A 20,290-nucleotide genomic window follows, 5' to 3' on the forward strand; every position below is an offset into this window, starting at 1 on the left:
CGCTTGTGTGGGTTGCGGCATGTGCGAAAAAATATGCCCAAACCAGGCTATTCGCCCTGTGCGCAATGTAGACCAGCGGTTTCCCATGCTGGCACGGGGGCATGGCCCGATCAAACGTGGCGGGCGCAGCAACCTTGCCATGCCGCGCACGCTTGATTCCATCGTTGTGGGCCGCATCAGCCAGATGACTGACCCGGCTCTGGATTCGGAAAGGCATACCTTTGATATCCGCTCGCCTTTGGGCCGGGTCATGCTGGCTCAAGAACTGCCCCTGCGTGTGGAAGGATCAAATCTTATACTTACTGACCGCACGCCGACAGTGAACTGGATTTACCCGGCTATCTTCAGTGATATGAGCATCGGTGCTCTATCTACCCGGGCCTGGGAAGCCATTGCTGTTGCCACGGCGTATCTGAATGAAAAATGCGGGCTGCCTGTGCGCATGTGTTCAGGTGAAGGCGGTATGCCAAGCAAATTGCTGGAATCTGAGCAGCTAAAGTACATGATCCTGCAAATTGCCTCCGGTCATTTTGGCTGGAACCGCATTATCCGGGCTATGCCGCGCATGAAAGTTGATCCCGCAGGGGTTCTTATCAAAATCGGGCAGGGCGCGAAGCCCGGCGACGGGGGCCTGCTGCCCGCAGCCAAAGTGGCTCCGCACATTCAGGCCATCCGTGGCGTACCCAGGGCGACCCTGCATTCGCCGCCGAACCATCAGGGTTTGTATTCCATTGAAGAATCCGTGCAGAAAATGCACCTTTCGCTCAATGCGGCCTTTGGTTTTCGTGTACCGGTGGCCATCAAATGTGCGGCCTCGGCCACTTCAGTCTCGGTGTATAACAACCTGCTGCGCGATCCGTACAAGATTTGCGGCGGTTTCTTTATCGACGGCATACAGGGCGGTACCGGCGCAGCCAACGAGGTTTCGCTGGAGCACACTGGGCACCCCATCGTATCCAAGTTGCGCGACTGCTATCAGGCAGCGGTAGCTCAAGGGCTGCAAGGGCAGATTCCTTTGTGGGCCGGCGGCGGCATCGGCCTTTCTGGCAATGCGGCAGCCGACGCTTTCAAGATGATCTGCCTTGGAGCCAATGGCGTTATCATCGGCAAAATACTTATCCAGCTACTCGGGTGTGTGGGCAACGAAAAAGGGCGTTGCAACGCCTGCAATACTGGCAAATGTCCCACAGGCATCTGCACTCAGGATCCGCGTCTTGTTAGACGACTTGATGTGGACAAGGGCGCACAGAATATTGTGGACTACATGCTGGCCTTTGACTCCGAACTGCGCAAGCTGCTGGCCCCTGTGGGCAACAGCTCCATGCCAGTTGGACGTTCAGATGCGCTGGTAGCCACAGACAAGGCCGTGGCCGACAAACTTGGCATTCAGTATGCCTGCTAGCACTTTGCACGAGGATGACAGTATGTTGCGCGTAAATACACTGCAAAATCATGAGCGCATGTCTACCCAGGATCTGCTGCTGGCTATTGAGGCCGCGGTGGAGAAGGGCGAGACAGATTTTTATATTGAAGCATCGGGTCAGCACGACATCGGTGGCCCGCTTTGGAACAAAGATGGCAAAAAGCTTACGTTCACTGTGAGCAATCCTGGCCAGCGGGTTGGCTCAATGTGCCTGCCCGACACTGAAGTACTGGTTGAAGGTTCAGCTCCTGCTGACGTGGGCTGGCTCAATGCGGGTGGCAGCATTACCGTGCGCGGTGATGCTGGCGACACAGCTGCGCACTGCGCCGCTGCTGGCACTGTGTATATTGGTGGGCGTGCGGGCACACGCTCCGGCTCACTGATGAAACATGACCCTATGTTTTCGGCTCCCGAACTGTGGGTGCTCAAAAGTGTGGGCAGCTTTTCGTTTGAGTTTATGGGTGGGGGCAAAGCCGTAATTTGCGGTTATGAAAGTCAGACTATGTCGTCTATCTTGGGCGAACGTCCTTGTGTCGGCATGGTGGGCGGTGCAGTCTATTTCAGGGGCCCAGTGGGCAATTTGTCCCAGGACGTGCGCGTCAGCCCGGTAGATGCAACAGATATTGCATGGCTTGAAACCGGACTGGACAACTTTCTGGATGCCATCAATAAGCCACATCTGCGTAAAGAACTTTCTGTCTGGAAGCATTGGAAAAAGATCACTCCTTTGCCCTTTCAAGAAAGAGAACATGAAGAAACGCCCAGCCTGGAGCAGTTTCGTGCCAAGGAATGGGTTATTGATGGTATCTTTAGCGATGTTGCTCCAGACGACTTTGCCGTCAACGGGCTTGTAGCGCGGGGTGATTACCGTCAGCGTGTACCTTTGTGGGAAAATGCGCGCTATGCCGCCCCTTGTGAGTTTAACTGCCCGGCTTCCATTCCCAGCCAGGTGCGCTTTAATCTGCTGCGCGAGGGCAAAGTAGATGAGGCGTACCGGTTGGTACTGGATTATACGCCCTTTCCCGGGTCCGTCTGTGGCAGCGTGTGCCCCAACCCCTGCATGCAAAGTTGCACGCGTACCCAGTTGGACAGCCCCGTGCAAATTGGCGGGCTTGGCTCCTGCTCGGCTGACATAAAAATTCCCAAGGCCAAAAAACGCACGGGTAAGCACGTCGGCGTTATTGGTGGTGGTGTTGGTGGTCTTACCGCAGCATGGCAGTTGGCCCGCATGGGCCACGACGTCACGGTATACGAGGCAGATGCGGTTATGGGGGGCAAGCTTGAACAGGTCATTCCCCGCGCCCGGTTGAACCATGATCTACTGCAAAAAGAACTCAAACGTATCCAAGACGTTGGCGTAAACTTTGTGAACGACTGCAAGGTAGACGCCAAAAAATTCAGCGAACTTCGCAAAAAGCACACAGCACTTGTTGTCGCCACTGGCGGACATGTCGCTCGTATATTCCCTTGGCCAGGGCACGAAAAAATCGTTGCCGGCATTGATTTTCTTAAAGCGGTAAATAAAGGTCATCCTCCAAAAGTACCTGAAAACGTTATTGTTATCGGGTGCGGGAACGCCGGCATGGATGCAGCAGCCGGGGCCTACGCCTCGGGTGCGAAGCTGGTTACCTGCATAGACGTGCAAAAACCTGCCGCTTTTGAACATGAAATTGAGCAGATTGAAGCTCTGGGCGGCAAACTCGTGTGGCCCGTCCAAACCAAGGAAATAACAGACAAAGGTATTGTTACTCAGGAAGGCAGACTTATTCCTGGCGAAATGGTCATTATCACTGTTGGTGAATCACCGGATCTCTCTTTTCTGCCTGAAGGACTGGAGAAATTTCGTGAATGGGTTGTTCCCAAGCCTGATCTGAGTATTATGGACGGCGTTTTTGCCGTTGGTGATATTATCAAGCCCGGTTTGCTGGTACATGCCATTGGCACTGGCCGCGAGGCTGCACTTTCGGCAGACGCCTGGACGCGCGGCGAAAGCTACACGCCAACGGAAAAACGTCTTGTTCCGTCGACGAGGCTGCACACAGCCTACTTTGCCAAGTGTCATGACAATGATCTTCCCAGCCCCCAGGATGAGCACAGTCGCTGCATCAGTTGCGGCTCTTGCCGTGATTGCAAAATGTGCCTCAAATCCTGCCCGGAAAAAGCCATTGACCGTAAACAGAATGAAGACGGTTTTGAATATGTGTCTGATCCTGCCCGCTGCATTGGTTGCGGCATCTGTGAAGGCATATGCCCCTGCGGTATTTGGACTATGTATCCAAACTGGGATATGAGCTAATCGTTCAAATGTGGCAGGGCAGGTTATAAGGCCATGCCTGTCCACTGGCCTGCACTTTGAGCGTAAATTAACAAACAAAACCGCGCGTCGCTGGATACACCTCCGCGGCGCGCGGTTTTGTCATATGCTTTTCCTTTTAACCGATATGGTGCATATTTTTCTGCCCGTCAGTTATTTTTCAGGAGAAAACAATCATGGACGTTCTTGAAGCTATTTTTACACGCCGCAGTATCCGTGAATTCACATCTGAGGACGTGAGTGACGCTGATTTGGAAACAATACTGCGCGCGGCTATGGCTGCCCCCAGCGCACATAATCGTCAGCCCTGGCATTTTGTGGCTGTGCGCGACAAAGCCTTGCTTGCCCAAATTGCCGAGCTACATCCTTATGCCAAAATGGCTTCCAAGGCGCCATTGGCTATAATTGTCTGCGCCAACCCCGCTGAGGCCAAAGAGCCCCGTTACTGGCAGCAAGACTGCACTGCTGCGTTGCAGAACATACTGTTGGCGGCGCGAGGCAAAAATCTGGGGACAGTATGGTGCGGCATGCACCCGCTTGAGGACAGGGTGGAACCCATTCGCCATTTACTGAAAATTCCGGCGGATATTAATATTCTAGCTCTTGTAGTTGTTGGTCATCCAGCTCAACCTTTTAGTGAAGCCGACCGTTTTAAAGCTGAAAAAATTCATCATAATGGCTGGTAGCGAGAGCAAATTACCTTTGAGAAACATCATTTCAAATAGTTAAGACACGCCATTACGGCTTTTAGCGAGCAAAGCTCACTTTAGAAAAACTATTGATCAATCAAAAGGCCGAACCAAGAATTTCATTCTTCGTTCGGCCTTTTTTGCTTTTCGTCTGCATCACAAATACAAACATTGGCATTGAAATATTTAAATGCCTGTAGATGGGTGCTTAATTATTTGCTTTTTGGGTTTGGATTTTCCCGGTACAGGGTCTGTAAGGTCAGCGCAGGCTCCTCCCGCAATAGCCCAAAGATACAGGCTGGCTATGGAAGAGTAGGGCGCATAACGTTTTTTGTACTTGGCAAAAAGGCTTGGAGTAACTTTGCGATGCCTGTACAGCATGCGCAGACCGCGCTGAATGGCCAGATCGTCCCAACTCAAGATATTGGGGCGCTGCATCGAAAAAATCATAAGCATTTCAGCTGTCCAGAGGCCTATCCCCTTTAGCTGGACAAGCTGAGCGCTTATTTCAGCATCCGTCAAGGCGGGCAACAGTTTCAGGCTCAGGCTGCCATCCAGTACCGCATCAGTGATGCTTTTGATATACAAGGCTTTACGCATAGATATGCCGCATGCCTGCAGGCTTTCCGCATCAATATTGCCAAAATTTTCCGGCGAGACAGGATCAAGGCGCTCTTGCATCCGCTTCCATATGGTCACTTGGGCCTTGGTAGATATTTGTTGGCCAACAATAGAGTTTATGAGCGCCTTGAACAAATCGGGCTGTACCTCACGATGGATGTGCCCGATTTTGTCCATTGCATCGGCAAGCAAGGAATCACGCGACCTGAGCCACTGCTTTTCCGTTTCGCCGTATTCAAAATAATTTGTGTTGATCATGATTCTTTTCCGGCGGAGCAGGGCGCCAAATTTTTTCAAGATTTAACAGGTACTGTTTAATGGAAAGACCTCCTGCGTAGCCAGTCAGGCTTCCGTCCTGTCCGATGACTCGATGGCAGGGCACAATAACGGCCACCGGGTTACGGTTATTGGCCATCCCCACAGCCCGGCTACCGCCGGGATTACCAACCAAGATCGCGATGTCTTTGTAGCTACGCGTTTCACCAGCGGGAATAGTGAGCAAAGCCTGCCACACTGCTTTTTGGAACTTGGTACCTTCAAGTTTTAAGGGCAGATCAAAGTCTTTTCGCTTGCCATCAAAGTATTCTGCAAGCTGCTCTGAAGCCTTCTTGATCACAGGAGTTTCTGCCAGCTCAAAATCTTGAGGTGATTCTTCAGTACTGAAGAAAACCTGACATATACTTTCACCATCAGCAGCGATGCCAATTTTGCCTATGGGGAAGTTATAAACCCATATATTTTTCATAAATAGCCTCTATTCAGTTCGTTCATCAATGGATTTTTCGCTTTTTCAGCCTGCCTCGTACTTTATAAATCGTGCAAGGCATTGCGTAAGAGCCTGCACTCATTGGCTGATGTTTTTTGAAAAGATACGAAATTTTTTTGGGGTAGTGCCCGTCTGCCTTTTAAAAAAGCTATAAAAAGCTGGTAAGCTGCTAAAACCAATATCGGCGGCAATATCAATGATAGACATGTCAGTTTCTGCCAACATTTTTTTCGCTTGCTGTTCTCTTTTGCAGCCAAGATACTGCGCAGGGGCCATGCCATAGTACTGCCGGAAAACAACGGCCAAATGACTTTGTGTAACCCCCAGTTGTTGCACTTCAGCAGCTAGCAGAGCGCGATTATCATAATGGTTTTCAAAAAGTTGCCTTGCCTGCTCAGCTAGTTTTGCAGCAGGATCATGCATGGCTAATTCTGGCCGGCAGCGCTTACAGGGCCGGAAGCCTGCGTCTTTGGCATCATTCTCCGTCGTAAAGAAGAGCGTGTTTTTTCGCAGGGGAGTTCGCGATTTGCATGAAGGGCGACAATACACGCCAACGGTCTTTACTCCATAAAAAAATAACCCGTCATACGCGGAATCGCAGGCAACGATTGCCTGCCACATTGTCTCTTCTGAAAGATTGATCATGGGAACCTCACCCTGTTACAGCAGTACTGTAACACCTCTGCCTTCGAAGGTCTTACTCATTTCCAAGATCCAATTCATACAGTTAACAGGCAGGTTCAACACCACGCAGCCTTCAATACTTTTAAAGCGCTTACAATATCTGATTCAGACAGCATGCCATATCCCATAAAGAGACAGTTTTTAGGACACAGCGCCTTATCCTTCCAAAGGTTGGAAGCTGGATATACCTTAATTCCTGACAACGCGGCTTTGCTTACGAGTTCTTTTTCACTTGCCCCGTCAGTAAATTCAAGCAGAATGTGCAAACCGGCATTATGGCCGTGAATAATTGCGCGCTCGCCCCAAAGTTGATTAACAGTATTTACAAACACATCATGCTTTTTCTTTTTTTGCAGGCATATCTTTCTAAGATGCCTTTCCCAAAGTCCATTGGCCATAAAGCGTGTCAGCACTGCCTGCTCAAGCCACGGAACTGTGCATTGAAAACCGGAAAAAATTTCGCAGAAGCGCTGATAAAGCAGTGGGGGCAGTACCATATAGGACATTCGCAGGCCGGGGGAGAGCACTTTTGAGAAGGTACCCAGGTAAATAACACGCCCATTTGTATCAATTGATTGCATTGATGGGATAGGACGTCCGCTATAACGCAGTTCACTGTCATAATCATCTTCAATAATGAATGATTCGTTTTCTATCGCCCAACTCAAAATCTCCATACGCTTGCTGATGGGCATGACAACGCCAGTTGGAAACTGGTGAGAAGGAGCGATATGCGCCACTCTGGCAGACGAGTTGACCAGTACGGCAAGGTCCAGCCCGTCGCCATTTACAGGAACAGCGATAGTGTTGGTATTAAAACATTCATAAACAGCTCTTGCTCCGTGATAGCCTGGATCTTCAAGGGCGATGATGTTGCATTCACCTTGAAGCAGACGCAAAATAGACATGATTGATGGCTGCAATCCGCTGCATATGACTACCTGTTCGGCTGTGCATCTGACCCCGCGGCTGCGGTAGAGATACGATGCCAGTTGGTGACGCAGCGGCAAATAACCCGCAGCGTCACCATACGAATGCATTTCAGTGGAATAGCCCGAAGCGGGGGCATCATCAGTCAAAATTTGAGATGTCAGTTTGCGCCAGATGGTATTGGGAAAGGTTGAGCCATCAGAATTTTCATAGCTGAAATTATAGCGATAATGCTGATTAACCTTCTGTGCATGATCATTGCCCGAGAGGGAAAATGCTACAGTCGGATTGGATTCGATCTGGTGCAAAAGCCCATAAATGGGATTAACCTTGTATCCACTGCCTGGGATGGCTGCTATATAGCCTTCAAGAGCAAGCTGGGCATATGCGCTTTCAATTGTATTTTTTCCAAGTTGCATCTCTTTTGACATAGCTCGTAGAGACGGTAGCCTTGTGCCTTCAGGTCTTGCTCCAGACAATATATCCGCCCGTATCTGGCAATATATTTGCTGAAAAAGCGGCATATTGCTGGCGGCATCCAGTTTTAGCATAGCCCTCTCCACAGGAGAAAAACGAATTTATTGAGCCCCGAACGGCAAATACGCCGGGTGTCAGGCAAAAAAAAGCGAAACTGTCCCTGTTCATTCGTACAAAAACATTGCTATGATCAGGGCACATAAACATATACGAGGGGTATTATGCAGGCAAGAATGAAAAAATATCCACTGCCACAGGAAAAAATAGTTGAACTGCTGACCTCAGAACAAATTGGTCGACTGGCCACCACGGGCGCGGATGGATTTCCCTATATAACCCCCGTGCATTTTGTTTTCATGTCAGACAAAATATTTATTCACGGGTTGGCTGCAGGAGAAAAGCTCGCCAATATAAAAAAAGACGATCGTGTTTGCTTCGAAGTTGAGAAGATGCATGAGTATGTTCAAGATGAACTGCCTTGTGATACAAACACAAGCTATGAAAGCGTGATCATCAGAGGGCATGCCGTCCTGATCACGGATACTGATGCCAAGATCACGGTTCTAAACGTTCTTGTTGATAAATACACACCGCAGCATTCGGGCAAATCTTACCCTGATGCTATGTTAAAAATGACTGGAGTTGTTGAAATATCTATTGAGTCCTGCACTGGGAAGCACTATCCAGCCTAGGCGTGGAAAAAGCTTTTTCAAATAGCCACATGCAGGCGAATTTTCGAGCAGTGTTGGTGTGTTTTCTATGCATGCCAACACTCAACTGTATAATAGGTGACATGCTTTAATTTGACAGAGGAATGTTGTGATATACTATATTGGTTAGAAAACATGAAATTCGTGCACAATTGTGAGCACCATCACAGAAAATAAATCAGCTCATTTCTACGGTAGTACTAACAATGCCAATTCCAAAAAATAGCCATGCGCGGCAAAGGGAATATCATGAAGATACTACAGCTTGAAACCACACGCGAATTTTCGGCAAATGCAATGAAGCGTTTTTTTCTTGTTGAGGATTCTCCCAACTTCAAGATTATAAACTTCAACCTTGATGCTGGCGTGACTTTTCCCGTCCATTCGCATGATTTGGATGGAGAACTCTCAATACAGATACTTGAAGGGGAGGGGTTTTTCCTGGGGGCAGATGGCGCCAGGCTTCCTGCCGCTGCTGGAGATATACTTATTTCTGAAATCCGTGAGCCGCACGGTGTGGAGGCAACTACACGCATGCGCCTGCTGGTGACCATAACCCCGCCTATCTAGCCAACCATTGCTTCGGTTCGCACAGACCCGAACATGCTGTATAACAAGCAGAGGTAGCCATGTTGCTGACCAAGGATACGAGTATTTATACCCTCACCAAGGAATATCCTTTTCTCATTGACTCGCTGGCAACGCGCAACAAGAGTTTTGAAAAACTAAAAAACCCCCTGATGCGACAGACAGTTGGGCGTGTTGCATCTGTTGAAAAAGCTGCTGGAATGGGTAATGAGAGTGTGCTTTCACTGCTCTTGTTTATTGCTGGCGAAATAATGCTCAATACCGGCCAACCTGTTGAAATTACGCCTCCAGCCAGTATGAACGTGCAGTCGGGCGACAGAAAAATGCCTCAAGAAGTGCGCATGGCCGCGCTCAAGGAAATAATCAAAGATCTTCATGACGGAGTGGAGTTCAGCAAGCTGCAGGACAAGTTCAATCAAACCGTTGGTGATATCTCGCCACAAGAAATTGCAGCGCTTGAGCAAACTCTCGTAAACGAAGGATTGCCCGAGACAGAAATAAAAAGGATGTGTCATCTGCATGCAGCCCTGTTCCAGAGCGCCTTGGAAGAACAGCAAATGCCTCCGGTTCCATCAGGACATCCAGTTCACACGTATTTGAAGGAAAATTCTCAGGCAAAAAAGCTTGTGGATGAAACAAGGGAAGTTCTGGGCGCATCCAGGGAACCTGCTGAATCTGAATGGCCTTTCATGCTTGGCCGCCTCAGCTTTCTAACTCAGGAACTTGCCGGCATTCAAACCCACTATGTTCGCAAGGAAAATCAGCTGTTCCCTCTGCTTGAAAAGCATGATCTGAGCGCACCCGGCAAGGTCATGTGGGAGGTGCATGATGACATTAGAAGTAAATTCCGCCGTACGCAGGAGCTTTTGGCTGAAAAAAACAGAGTGGACGGGTCCGCTGCCTTGCATGATCTGGTGGATGAAGTTGATGAGATGATACGGAAAGAAGAAAATATTCTTCTGCCCATGTGCCTTCAGCTGCTTACCGAAGAAGACTGGAGCCGCTGCCGCATAGGTGACGATGAAATCGGCTACTCATTCGGCATAACTCCCGACGGTGAATGGACCCCGGTAAAACCAGCAGAAACAGCAGTTCGTCCGGATCTTGTAGATCTTTCAACAGGGCAGCTGCCGCAAGAGGTTGTTGATGCCATTTTGTGTAACCTGCCCGTGGATGTCAGCTTTGTTGGCCCAGACGACAGGGTTGCCTACTATTCTGACAGCGCGCACCGCATCTTCCCGAGGAGCGCCGCTGTTATCGGACGCGAGGTAAAAAACTGCCATCCTTCCAAGTCTGTTCATATGGTCACTGAAATACTGGAAGCCTTTAAGAGAGGCGAGCGCGATAAAGCTGAATTTTGGCTGGAGCTTGGCGGCAAGTTCATTCATATTCAATATTTGGCGCTTAAAAACAAGCAGGGGACATATCTGGGCTGCCTTGAAGTGGGGCAAGACGCCACACACTTGCGGTCTCTGACCGGGCAAAAGCGTTTGCTTGAATGGGAGTGACCAGGCAATACCGACCAGGTATTTACAAAGAGGGCAAGGAGTGTGCAACTCCTTGCCCTCTTTAATTTATTTTTTCTCAGCTCTTGCTATAGTAAACACTAGCGAAAAACTTCGTTCTGTGCGAACATTAGATGTTTCTAAAAACAGGGCGAAGGCCTTACTAACGTTCGCTTGCGGAAGGAAGTGTATGGAAAAACAGCTGCGAAAAGCCAAGGACAGATGCTTTCTGTATGCCATTGGCGTTTTTTTTCTGGCATGCTGGGCTATTTTGAAACTGCATGGGTATCTTAGCGGACTGGGCTTTGAAGACCGCTCAACCCCCATGCTGTTCATTGATTCAATGCTGTATTTTATGCTTTTTTTTGCGGTGATGACAGTACGGCCAGTCTCCAGTTATCTTTTTTCGCTGTATTGCAAAAAGCTTCAAAAGAAAATGGAAACAACAGAATCCGCTGTGCAAGGTGGCTAGCCCTTCCCGGTATTCGCTTATACATAGCAAACTAGCCAGTTCAAATAGATAAATTCAGAACGCCCCGCCTATAATATATCGGCGGGGCGTTGCGTTCTTTATAATGGCATGATTACTCATACATTAGCTCTGCACACGCAGAAAAACAGGCAGCTAAAGAGTAAAAAACTTAAAACATCTCTACGCCGTGCTCATGTTATGCGCCAATTTGCAGTAGCAGGCATTGTTTAGGCTGATTCAACCCGTACCAGTTGGGGCCTAGCCACGAGTATATTTCCAAACTCTTAATTAGGCACCGTAGCGTTAATTCCATCATGTTGCTGCCAGCCTTCAAGGTAGCAGGCAATATGCTGACAAATAGCCGCGTGCTCTTCTTTGCCTTGCCCCTGAATATACATTGGCTTGGCGAAAGAGTAGCGCACAGGCATGCCAGGTTTTACAGGGCCTAGTTCTTTTATCTTTCGGCCCTGACCCCATGCGTCTGTTTTCAGGGCAAGAGGAACCACTGGCACTCCGGCCTTACGGGCAAGCTTGACTCCAATAGAGTTGAACTGACTCTGATCAAAAACCAACGACCGCGTACTCTGGGGAAAAACAATAATGGATATTCCTTTTTTGAGTCGCTCAAGGCCACCCTCAAGAACAGCCGTCAAATCTTCACGAGGGTTGGTACGCCCCACAACTATTGGATCACGCGAACACATGACAGGCCCAAAAAGGGGCATGGTCGTCAAACTTTTTTTAACCACAAAGGTTACGGGTCGCCTTGGCCGTATCATACCCGGCAGCATGAATGTTTCCAGCGTGCTCATGTGATTGGCCACAAAAAGGCAGGGGCCATCCACTTCATTAATGGCATCCATACCCTGTACCTCAATGGGGCAACCAATGCGCTCCATCAGGTCAGAAACCCACACGCTGGCGTGTACCCAGGCTGCGTCATCACATTGTCCCTTGGCAGCTTTGGAGCACAGCCAACGCAACGGCCCACCAAACAGCCGGCTATAAAAACTGATGGAAGGAAACAGGCGAGTGAACAAGCCCACGCGCGCATCAAGACTCGTATAGGTATTGCCCGTGAGAAATTTTTGCGCAAAAGCGCCTTCAACAAAGCGATGCATGCCTAGTCTTCCGTTTTTTTGATTTTATGCAACTTGCGCCACCACTGAGAAAGGCGAGGCTCTTCACCGTTTTCGCGGGGCTGATAGAAGCGGCGTCCTTCCAGCTCTGGCGGCAAATAAGACTGTTCGATCCAAGAGTCTGGATAGTTATGGGGATATTTGTATTCTTTGCCGTATCCCCATTCTTTTTGCAATTGTGTTGAAGGATTGCGCAGGTGCAAGGGCACCGGGCGGGGCCCGTTCAGTTTGATTTCTCGTTGGGCGTTAAGATAAGCCGCGTACGAGGCGTTGCTTTTACGGGCCATTGCAAGATAGGTCACGGTTTCAGCCAAAGGAATAAAGCCCTCCGGCATCCCCACGAACTCCACGGCCTGTTGGCATGAAACGGCCAGTGTCAGCGCATCGGGGTCGGCCAGACCGATATCTTCCGAAGCCGACAAAATAAGACGCCGACAAATAAAACGGGGATCTTCACCACCCTCAAGCAGGCAGGCAAGGTAGTAAAGAGCGGCGTCAACATCGCTACCGCGAATGGATTTGATGAGTGCTGAAGCCAGTTCGTAGTGATTGTCGCCGTCCTTGTCATGACGCACCAGCACTTCCGGCAGGGCAGCTTTAATATGCTCAAGTTCGCGCAAGTCAGCGGGCAGGGCGGCAACATATTCAACAAGATTCAAAAGTGTACGGGCATCGCCATGAGCAACGCCTGCGAGCAAGTCTGCCAGCTCTTCGGACATCTCTGTCTGCAAGTCTGCGGCACCACGTTTTGCAAGCTCAAGAAGCTCTGCACGTCCCAAAGGCCGCAGGCGCAATACGTGAAGACGTGAAAGTAATTGCCGTGTGACACTGAAAGAAGGATTTTCCGTTGTCGTGGCCAACAGAGTCAACTCACCTGATTCGACCAGTGGCAGAAAAAAATCCTGTTGTGCCTTGGAAAAGCGGTGCAATTCATCCAGCACAAGAATGTCTACACCGGAAAGGGAACGTCGCAGGTGCTGTAAACCAGCTTCAGGAGCGCTGAGACGCAAGAAATTTTTGCCCGATGATTTGGCCAGCAATAAGGCAAGAGTGGACTTGCCACAGCCAGGAGGGCCAAAAAAAAGAAGACTCGGCAGACGCTGAGCTTGCATGAGAGAACGCAGGCGCCCACCCAAATGGGTTTGGCCAAGAAAGAGCGCCAAATCATCCGGGCGCATGCGTTCGGGCAGAGGCTTGGTCACAGTCATGAATGCGCCGTCCCGGGAAGAGAAGTCTTTGGCAACTGTGACGCCCACCAGTGAATGCCCAGACAAAGGGTTGCTGCTGTTTCACACCGCAACACGCGAGTGCCCAGGCTCACTGCAGTAAAGCCTGACGCTCTGAGCGTGTGCAGTTCACGTGCAGAAAAGCCGCCTTCAGGGCCAATAACATACACGGTCAGGCCCGGTTGTCCTGCCATATTCGGTGAAAGCATGGGCACATCATCCTGCGCTTCCCACGGCAAGATGCGATAGTCGGCATTGGCTGCATGCTTGGCGAGATCTTCCACCCCGCCTTTAAGTATCTTCACGTCTGGCAACCAGGGGTTGCCGCACTGCTTGGCACCGGCAATGAGCTGCCCCAGACAGGCCTCCTGCACAGAGGCGGAAAGGCTGCCTTGGCTGTGATCGCCTTGCCACAGCCATACGCCGGACGCTCCCAGTTCCACAGCTTTTTCCATAAAAAAGCCCCGTCGCACGGCCTTGCTGAAAGCAAGAGCCACTATTGCGCGGGCTTCGGGCTGAGGCAGAATTTTTTCATCCACCCGCTCAAGGTCGACATTTTTTTTGCCAGCTTTGCCTACAACAAAACGGCCCAGCCGTCCTTGACCATCCAGCAGTCCCACTTCGCTGCCAGGGCCAAGCCGCAACACCTGACTCAGGTGACGAGCTTCCTGACCTTCAAGCCGTACCTCATGTCCCCACTGTTCAGGGGGAAGATAAAATAAAGCCAAACTCATGCTAGAATGCTTTCCTTGCCGACTCGCGCCTTACGCACAGCTTTAAAGCCATCCTGCAAGGAAACAAGGCGTCCATAATTTTTTCGAATCTCAATCCCGGCTGAAGTCAGACTTTCCTCCGGGGGGTCGAGGTACTGGCGCTGAAGATAGCGATCACGCAACATCTTTTCAACACAGTCAATAATACTGTCCACCAGTACTGGAAAGAAATTGACTACTTCAAATTTCAGTTCATTGAGCAGCGCCACTGCCTCGCTAAGCATCTGCCGATAGGTGATGTGAACGCCCTTGCAGTTACGCGTGCATAAATCCTCAAGGATGCGAACACGCCGAGCCTGCTGAATATAACTGAAACGGGTGCAAACTTCCTGATACAGGTCACGCAAGCCTTCAAAAGCTTCGTCGTTGTCAGGGGAATAAAGATAGTTACACAATACCTTGCTGACATTGGAAAAAAACTCGTCGCTATAGCTTATCATGCGGCGCTGATGCTTGGTCAGCCAGCTATACAGAAACTTGAGCCTTTTTTCATGCGTATCGGTATTTTCTACCACTTCTGTGCGCTTGAAAGTAATACGCCCTGTGAATTCACCGCGCACAATATCGTTGAGGCGCAGAAACATGTTGGAAGTATCTTTAATCAGGTTGAGTCCAGTAAGCGGTTCCCCTGTGAGCGGGTGCAGTACTTCCTGGGCCACCACTGAAAGGGCACGGTCTTGACGTACGTTGCTGGAGTCAAAGGTATGCTGGCGATATTTAACGCGCAGAATCACCACGCGCCGTGGCTTATCAAGAAAAAATCCGTCACGGTCTATAATTTCAAGAGCTTCGTCATGGTCAGCATCCACAGCCACCAGGGCAATTTTTTCCAGCATGGGATACCGCTGGTTTCCGCCTGTAGATATATAGGTGGTCAAGGTGCGGTCAGTTTGCCCAAGAACCCGCAAAAGAAAATGCTCACCCATTTTGTGTAGCTTGCGCGCAAAAAGCGCACTTGAGGTACGGCGTTCCGACACAATGGGAAAGCCATAAAGCTCCATGAGGTATTGATATACGAACATACGGTTTAGTTCATAAATATCACTGTCGCCATAGACAAACTTACCTATGCGAATACCGAATCGCTTGAGCTCACTGTCAATGTCAGAGGGAAAAGAGGCAAATACGCCAGCCAAGTGAAACTGATTATCCGCATCCCAGGCTAATACCTGGGCTCTGTCCATATTGAGAAGGTAGGGCATAAGGGCGGGATAATTTTCAAGCTGCACGGTATCTGTAGAGCGAAACTGCTGGCGAAAAACATCCTGATGTATACGCGGCAGGCGTGAGGCCAAAGTCTGCAGGTTCTGCCCCATCACCTGATTTTCCAATGGGCAGCTCGCACCCTCACCTTCAGTAATGACCGGGTGCAGCCTGTCAAATTGAAAAATTTCAGAAAAATAGTCCAGCTGGCGGGCAAAAGCCACCATAGCAAAGCCCGGCAGCTCTCTGTACTCAAACATGTCGTTGTCAAAGGAGGGCAGAAGTTCACGCCCCTCTACAACAGGATAATTCTTGTTTTCCTGGTAAGGCTTCACCAGGCAGAAACGCACATGTACGGCATCAAGAAATTTTTTGAGGGGCTCGAGGTCACTGATGGCAACAGGGGCGGATAAGCACGTTGCATCCCGCCAAGGCTGACCATTTTTGCTGAAAACCTCTTGCCACTTAATCATTTGTACACCTGCATATCAGTCTTTCACAATTTTTTATACTTATTTTAAAAATAATTCCAGTAGTCATACTTGATAAATAAATATTTCTCACAAGAGTCAAGCCTTTACAGGTATCAATATTCCATTCTTGTAATTTTTCAGTCTGTTTTTTTTTGACCGCTCAACTTGCCGTGCCACCTTAAGTGCAAAAGAGCAGTTGCGGGGGGCGGTACGCTTTGCTACAAGAAATGAGCTTATTTAATATATTTGGCGGCCAGTCCGCATCACCATAAAATCGACAGAACCATGACTGAAAATCCTTTGGAAAAGCATATACTCAGTATTGTTTGCAGCGTTTTTGACGCATACTCGGTTGTTTTGTTTTTGCCTGATGAAGAGGGCGAAGGGCACCACCTCGCAGCCTCTTTCAGCCTTGGCGACAAGGTTGGAGCCAACACCACCGTATTGCCTGGCAAGGGTCTGGTTGGCTGGATTATACGCAACAGGCAGCCACTTCTTGTGCCTAATTTTGATCAACGGCAAAGCAATCTTGGCTATTACTCTGGTGGGGAAGAGGCCAGTATCAAGGCCTTTATGGGGTGCCCCGTACCAACCGGGGGCGCGTTGTGCGTTGACAGCAAAAGACAGTATTCTTTTTCTGACAAAGATCACAAAATATTGCAAATGTTTGCCGAATTGATAGCGAGGCAGCAGGGCAGCAAGGGGCGTCAGGATATGGCTGGCAACATTCCACGTTACTTTGTGGAGTTGGGTGTCATACAGGATCTGCGCTTCCGCTATAAGCGCTGGCCACAATTTTTACAGAATTACCTACGTATTATGGTTGAAGCTACAGGCTTTGACTACTGCGCATTTGCCTCAGTGGACACTCCAGGCGAAACATATTGTGTTGAGGCAGAATCAGCACGCCTTCTTCTTGAAGGGCCGGAACCCCTCATCCTGCCAATGGGCAGCGGCATAACCGGCTGGGTATTCCATAACGACCAGCCCGTTGTTGCAGAAGGCGTAGAGGGAGCTCCCTCTGCCGTACTTTTTGGCAAGCTGCCCGATATGCCCGATTTTCAGGCGGCAATCTGCATGCCTGTTATGGTCAATAAAAGCACTCGCGGTGTGTTGTGTCTGGCGCACACCCAACCCCGCCAGATTGACGAATCCATGCGCAGCTTTGTTCGCCAGGCAGTAGATCATCTCGCCCTTTTTCTGGAAAACCTATACCTCAAGGTACGTTTGCGTACTATGCTGCCAAGAGCCCGTGTGCACAGTGACGGCCCCCAGGCGTATGACCCTGACAGCGCCCCCATGCCACCTCAAAAAGAATATTAGCTATGTTCCTGCGGCGCTTTTTCCGTTTTCTGTCGAAAGACATAGCCATGGATCTTGGCACCGCCAACACCCTGCTTTACACCAGGGCGCACGGCATTGTCGTCAATGAGCCGTCAGTTGTGGCCCTTGACGCCCAAACGGGCAAAGTCCTGTCTGTCGGAACAGCAGCCAAGGAATATATTGGCCGAACGCCACAGCGTATTCGCGCAGTACGGCCAATGAAAGACGGCGTTATTGCGGACTTTGACGTCACTCGAGCCATGATTTCATACTTCGTGCGCAAGGCCATCACAGGCCTTCGTCTAGTCCGGCCTTCCATGTCTATCTGTATACCCACAGGTATCACTCAGGTTGAAAAAAGAGCAGTCATTGATGCGGCCATGCTGGCTGGCGCTGTTGATATTTCAATGATTGAAGAGCCAATGGCCGCCGCCATTGGAGCGGATTTGCCCATTCACGAACCCTTGGGCAATCTGGTTCTGGACATCGGTGGTGGCACAAGTGAGGTGGCGGTTATCACGCTGTCCGGCGTTGCCAATACCCAGTCTGTGCGTGTGGCTGGAGATGCAATGAACATGGCCGTTCAGCGCTTTATGCGTGATGCTTTTCGTATGGAAATTGGCGACAACACGGCTGAAAATGTAAAAAAAATCATTGGCTCTGCCATGCCCATTCCCAATGCTCCCATTCTGGAAGTTTCAGGCAAGGATATGGTGCGCGGTGGCCCGCGTGTGGTTAAAGTGACAGAGGCGCATATTCGTGAAGCCTTACGCGAACCAGTTCAAGCCATCCTTGAAGTTGTTTTGCGAGCTTTGGAAAAAACGCCCCCTGAATTGGCCGCTGACATTTACCGCAACGGCATGCTTATGGCTGGTGGCGGTTCGCTACTCAAGGGGCTCGACCAGTATATTGCCCGAGAAACCCGACTCAAGGTTTTTGTGGACAAAGACCCGCTTACCACAGTGCTTCGCGGCACGGCTAAAGCCATGCTTGACCGTGAAACTTACCGATCCGTCTTTATCAACTAATCGTCACCCAAATGCCATAAGCGTTTAAGCAGAAGCGTAGAAAATAAATTGAACGCTTGTTTTCTTGTGCCTGATTAAATGATGGCAAGCACATCCTCGTTGTCTTGAAATAAGGATTTCTTATGATTGATGTTAATTCAATTCTCAAAAGCTGTGTGGACATTGTACTGCAAAGCGGGGAAATCATACGCGAGCACTGGGCGCTACCCAGCAATGTACGGCATAAAGGCAGTATTGATCTGGTCACTCAGACAGATTTGGCCGTCGAGGCCTTTCTGAAAGAAAAACTGGTGGACCTGGTGCCAGGCGCATGCTTCTTGGCAGAAGAGAGCAGCGCAGACGATGACGCTCCTGCTGATCTTTGCTGGATTATTGATCCTGTTGACGGCACAACCAATTTTGTACACCGCATTCCACAAGTGGGAACTTCTGTAGCCTTATGGCACAAGGGGCGCGTTGAACTTGGCATTGTCAATGTGCCCATGTTGCAACGTTGCTACTGGGCAGCGAGGGGGCACGGAGCTTTTTGCAATGGCGAACCAATCGCCGTAAGTAGAGTGGACAGCCTTAACGATGCCCTTGTAGGCACAGGTTTTCCGTATGACATCGCCAAACGGCTGCCGGAAGTAATGGAGCGGCTTGCTCTGGTTTTGCCCATAGCTCAAGGCGTACGTCGCATTGGCGCAGCCTCAATAGATCTGGCCTATGTTGCCAGCGGTAAATTGGATATTTTTTACGAAGCAGGGCTCAAGCCGTGGGACTACGCAGCAGGCATGCTGCTCGTGGAAGAAGCGGGCGGACGCATCAGCAGCCTTACAGGCGCACCCTTGCGCTTTGGCGACCCTCTTCTTGCCAGTAACGGTCGTCTGCATGCTCTGGCCGTTGATTTGTTGAGCCCAACAACGTAGCAACAGCAAGTTTCAAGGCCAGTACCTGATGGTCTTCATCAACGGAAAAGATGCCCACCCTCGATGGCAGCGCGCATAATGGGAGAAAGAAGATCGCCGAAGTGCGCTTCCAGCCCCTGTAATTCATCTTGATCTACCAGCAGATGCCTGTCACGTGCTGCAGCTCTTGAGTTAACTATAGAGCGCGGCAGGCAGGCTGTGTACAGATGAAGAAAGGTCTGACCATTTTCTTCTGAAGGCGGCATGAAGCCCAAACAGGCAAGCCTACCACCTTCTTGATTCCATTCCTGAGACAGAAGCTCTTGAGCACAGTTTTCGCATGCCATACCTGCTGGAACATACCCATATGATGAAAAACTCCAACCCTGTTCAGACAGGGTTAACAGTGAGCGCCCGGTTCTATCTCGAACAAGCAGCACAACTGTGCGGTGCGGCAAATGCTGACGTAAAACATCTTCTTTTGCCATAATACACAGTGGAATATTATTTAAATCAACAACTTCCAAAGATTGAGCAGGGTTTTTTAGGCCACTATAAGGAATAATTTTCATGAGCATGTCCGCAGGGCAGGCGTGTCGCATGCAGCAACTTGAAGCATCCGATGCCGAAAAAATGTCTGCAATTGAGCGAGAGTGTTTTACATTGCCGTGGTCTGAGGAGCAGTGTCGCGCGGCCTTTAAACAAAAAGCTTTTGCTGCTTTTGGCCTTTTTTGCGGCGAAGCTCTCGCAGGCTACATCTCCATTTACCATACAGGAGATGAACTGGAAATACTCAACCTGGCAGTGAGGCCGCATATCCGGCGTCTTGGGCACGGAAAACGCATCCTGCGCACGACCTTGCGCCTGGCTCGCAAAATGGATATTCATAGAGTCTTGCTTGAAGTACGAAAAGGAAACAAGGCTGCCATTTCATTATACGAAGGCTGTGGCTTTCAGCACGTGGGGCAGCGCCGCAACTATTATGCCGACACAGGTGAAGACGCCCTTATCTACCTGTGTGAGCTGAACTCCTGTCAGTCATAACGTGCAAGAGGTATA

20 protein-coding genes are annotated in these 20,290 nt (G+C 49.9%); 11 read left to right on the forward strand and 9 right to left on the reverse strand.

What is annotated here, in order from left to right; translation table 11 throughout:
* The 3 genes from QM579_RS03020 to QM579_RS03030 all read left to right on the forward strand — a co-directional run.
* Positions 1 to 1,402, forward strand: a 1,402-nt coding sequence (locus QM579_RS03020) for a glutamate synthase-related protein (RefSeq protein ID WP_414997742.1), incomplete at its 5' end; no start/stop codon positions are given.
* Positions 1,403 to 1,424: 22 nt separating this feature from the next.
* Positions 1,425 to 3,719 carry an FAD-dependent oxidoreductase gene (locus QM579_RS03025; RefSeq protein WP_414997743.1) on the forward strand — a complete coding sequence of 765 codons (2,295 nt, stop codon included), beginning with the start codon at positions 1,425 to 1,427 and terminating at the stop codon, positions 3,717 to 3,719.
* A 194-nt stretch (positions 3,720 to 3,913) separates the two neighbouring features.
* On the forward strand, positions 3,914 to 4,423 hold the full coding sequence (locus tag QM579_RS03030; protein WP_414997744.1) for a nitroreductase family protein: 510 nt from the start codon (positions 3,914 to 3,916) through the stop codon (positions 4,421 to 4,423).
* 189 nt (positions 4,424 to 4,612) lie between these two features.
* On the opposite strand, the gene QM579_RS03035 is transcribed toward QM579_RS03030, so the two are convergent.
* The 4 genes from QM579_RS03035 to QM579_RS03050 all read right to left on the reverse strand — a co-directional run bounded on the left by QM579_RS03035 (position 4,613) and on the right by QM579_RS03050 (position 7,978).
* Complete coding sequence (locus QM579_RS03035; protein ID WP_414997745.1) at positions 4,613 to 5,305, reverse strand: DNA-3-methyladenine glycosylase family protein; 693 nt, start codon at positions 5,303 to 5,305, stop codon at positions 4,613 to 4,615.
* Positions 5,283 to 5,792, reverse strand: coding sequence for a methylated-DNA--[protein]-cysteine S-methyltransferase (locus QM579_RS03040; protein WP_414997746.1), 510 nt, complete (start codon positions 5,790 to 5,792; stop codon positions 5,283 to 5,285). The genes QM579_RS03035 and QM579_RS03040 overlap by 23 nt, the downstream gene beginning before the upstream one ends.
* 99 nt (positions 5,793 to 5,891) lie before the next feature.
* The gene (locus tag QM579_RS03045) at positions 5,892 to 6,458 is read right to left on the reverse strand and encodes a bifunctional transcriptional activator/DNA repair enzyme AdaA (RefSeq protein WP_414997747.1); all 567 of its coding nucleotides are present in this window, start codon (positions 6,456 to 6,458) and stop codon (positions 5,892 to 5,894) included.
* 95 nt (positions 6,459 to 6,553) lie between these two features.
* The gene (locus QM579_RS03050) at positions 6,554 to 7,978 is read right to left on the reverse strand and encodes a PLP-dependent aminotransferase family protein (RefSeq protein ID WP_414997748.1); all 1,425 of its coding nucleotides are present in this window, start codon (positions 7,976 to 7,978) and stop codon (positions 6,554 to 6,556) included.
* Positions 7,979 to 8,137: 159 nt separating this feature from the next.
* Between QM579_RS03050 and QM579_RS03055 the strand changes: the two genes are divergently transcribed.
* From QM579_RS03055 to QM579_RS03070, 4 genes are all read left to right on the forward strand, one after another.
* A complete protein-coding gene (locus tag QM579_RS03055) occupies positions 8,138 to 8,596 on the forward strand; it encodes a pyridoxamine 5'-phosphate oxidase family protein (RefSeq protein ID WP_414997749.1) in 459 nt (152 codons plus the stop codon).
* 267 nt (positions 8,597 to 8,863) lie between these two features.
* On the forward strand, positions 8,864 to 9,184 hold the full coding sequence (locus tag QM579_RS03060) for a cupin domain-containing protein (RefSeq protein ID WP_414997750.1): 321 nt from the start codon (positions 8,864 to 8,866) through the stop codon (positions 9,182 to 9,184).
* Between the two features lie 59 nt (positions 9,185 to 9,243).
* On the forward strand, positions 9,244 to 10,710 hold the full coding sequence (locus QM579_RS03065) for a DUF438 domain-containing protein (protein WP_414997751.1): 1,467 nt from the start codon (positions 9,244 to 9,246) through the stop codon (positions 10,708 to 10,710).
* A gap of 52 nt (positions 10,711 to 10,762) precedes the next feature.
* Positions 10,763 to 11,179, forward strand: a complete 417-nt coding sequence (locus tag QM579_RS03070) for a hypothetical protein (RefSeq protein WP_414997752.1) — start codon at positions 10,763 to 10,765, stop codon at positions 11,177 to 11,179.
* Between the two features lie 284 nt (positions 11,180 to 11,463).
* Here QM579_RS03070 and QM579_RS03075 read toward each other — a convergent pair whose 3' ends face one another.
* The 4 genes from QM579_RS03075 to QM579_RS03090 are packed head-to-tail and all read right to left on the reverse strand — an operon-like array spanning position 11,464 to position 15,993.
* Positions 11,464 to 12,300, reverse strand: a complete 837-nt coding sequence (locus QM579_RS03075) for a lysophospholipid acyltransferase family protein (protein WP_414997753.1) — start codon at positions 12,298 to 12,300, stop codon at positions 11,464 to 11,466.
* A 2-nt stretch (positions 12,301 to 12,302) separates the two neighbouring features.
* Positions 12,303 to 13,526: a replication-associated recombination protein A gene (locus QM579_RS03080; RefSeq protein WP_414997754.1), complete on the reverse strand. Its 1,224-nt coding sequence runs from the start codon at positions 13,524 to 13,526 to the stop codon at positions 12,303 to 12,305.
* On the reverse strand, positions 13,523 to 14,278 hold the full coding sequence (locus QM579_RS03085) for a 16S rRNA (uracil(1498)-N(3))-methyltransferase (protein WP_414997755.1): 756 nt from the start codon (positions 14,276 to 14,278) through the stop codon (positions 13,523 to 13,525). Before QM579_RS03085 ends, QM579_RS03080 begins: the two co-directional genes overlap by 4 nt.
* Positions 14,275 to 15,993: a hypothetical protein gene (locus QM579_RS03090; RefSeq protein WP_414997756.1), complete on the reverse strand. Its 1,719-nt coding sequence runs from the start codon at positions 15,991 to 15,993 to the stop codon at positions 14,275 to 14,277. Before QM579_RS03090 ends, QM579_RS03085 begins: the two co-directional genes overlap by 4 nt.
* 285 nt (positions 15,994 to 16,278) lie before the next feature.
* Between QM579_RS03090 and QM579_RS03095 the strand changes: the two genes are divergently transcribed.
* From QM579_RS03095 to QM579_RS03105, 3 genes are all read left to right on the forward strand, one after another.
* Positions 16,279 to 17,316 carry a GAF domain-containing protein gene (locus tag QM579_RS03095; protein WP_414997757.1) on the forward strand — a complete coding sequence of 346 codons (1,038 nt, stop codon included), beginning with the start codon at positions 16,279 to 16,281 and terminating at the stop codon, positions 17,314 to 17,316.
* Positions 17,317 to 17,318: 2 nt separating this feature from the next.
* Entirely contained in the window at positions 17,319 to 18,344 is a 1,026-nt protein-coding gene (locus tag QM579_RS03100) for a rod shape-determining protein (RefSeq protein WP_414997758.1), read from the forward strand.
* 122 nt (positions 18,345 to 18,466) lie between these two features.
* A complete protein-coding gene (locus tag QM579_RS03105; protein ID WP_414997759.1) occupies positions 18,467 to 19,252 on the forward strand; it encodes an inositol monophosphatase family protein in 786 nt (261 codons plus the stop codon).
* Positions 19,253 to 19,290: 38 nt separating this feature from the next.
* On the opposite strand, the gene QM579_RS03110 is transcribed toward QM579_RS03105, so the two are convergent.
* Complete coding sequence (locus QM579_RS03110) at positions 19,291 to 19,803, reverse strand: NUDIX hydrolase (RefSeq protein ID WP_414997760.1); 513 nt, start codon at positions 19,801 to 19,803, stop codon at positions 19,291 to 19,293.
* Here QM579_RS03110 and rimI point away from each other — a divergent pair.
* The gene (gene rimI, locus QM579_RS03115) at positions 19,802 to 20,275 is read left to right on the forward strand and encodes a ribosomal protein S18-alanine N-acetyltransferase (RefSeq protein ID WP_414997761.1); all 474 of its coding nucleotides are present in this window, start codon (positions 19,802 to 19,804) and stop codon (positions 20,273 to 20,275) included. The two genes, QM579_RS03110 and rimI, sit on opposite strands and share 2 nt — an antisense overlap.
* Positions 20,276 to 20,290: the final 15 nt, after the last annotated feature.

The sequence above is a fragment of the Desulfovibrio sp. genome, assembly GCF_047607245.1.
Classification (GTDB): Bacteria; Desulfobacterota; Desulfovibrionia; order Desulfovibrionales; family Desulfovibrionaceae; genus Desulfovibrio.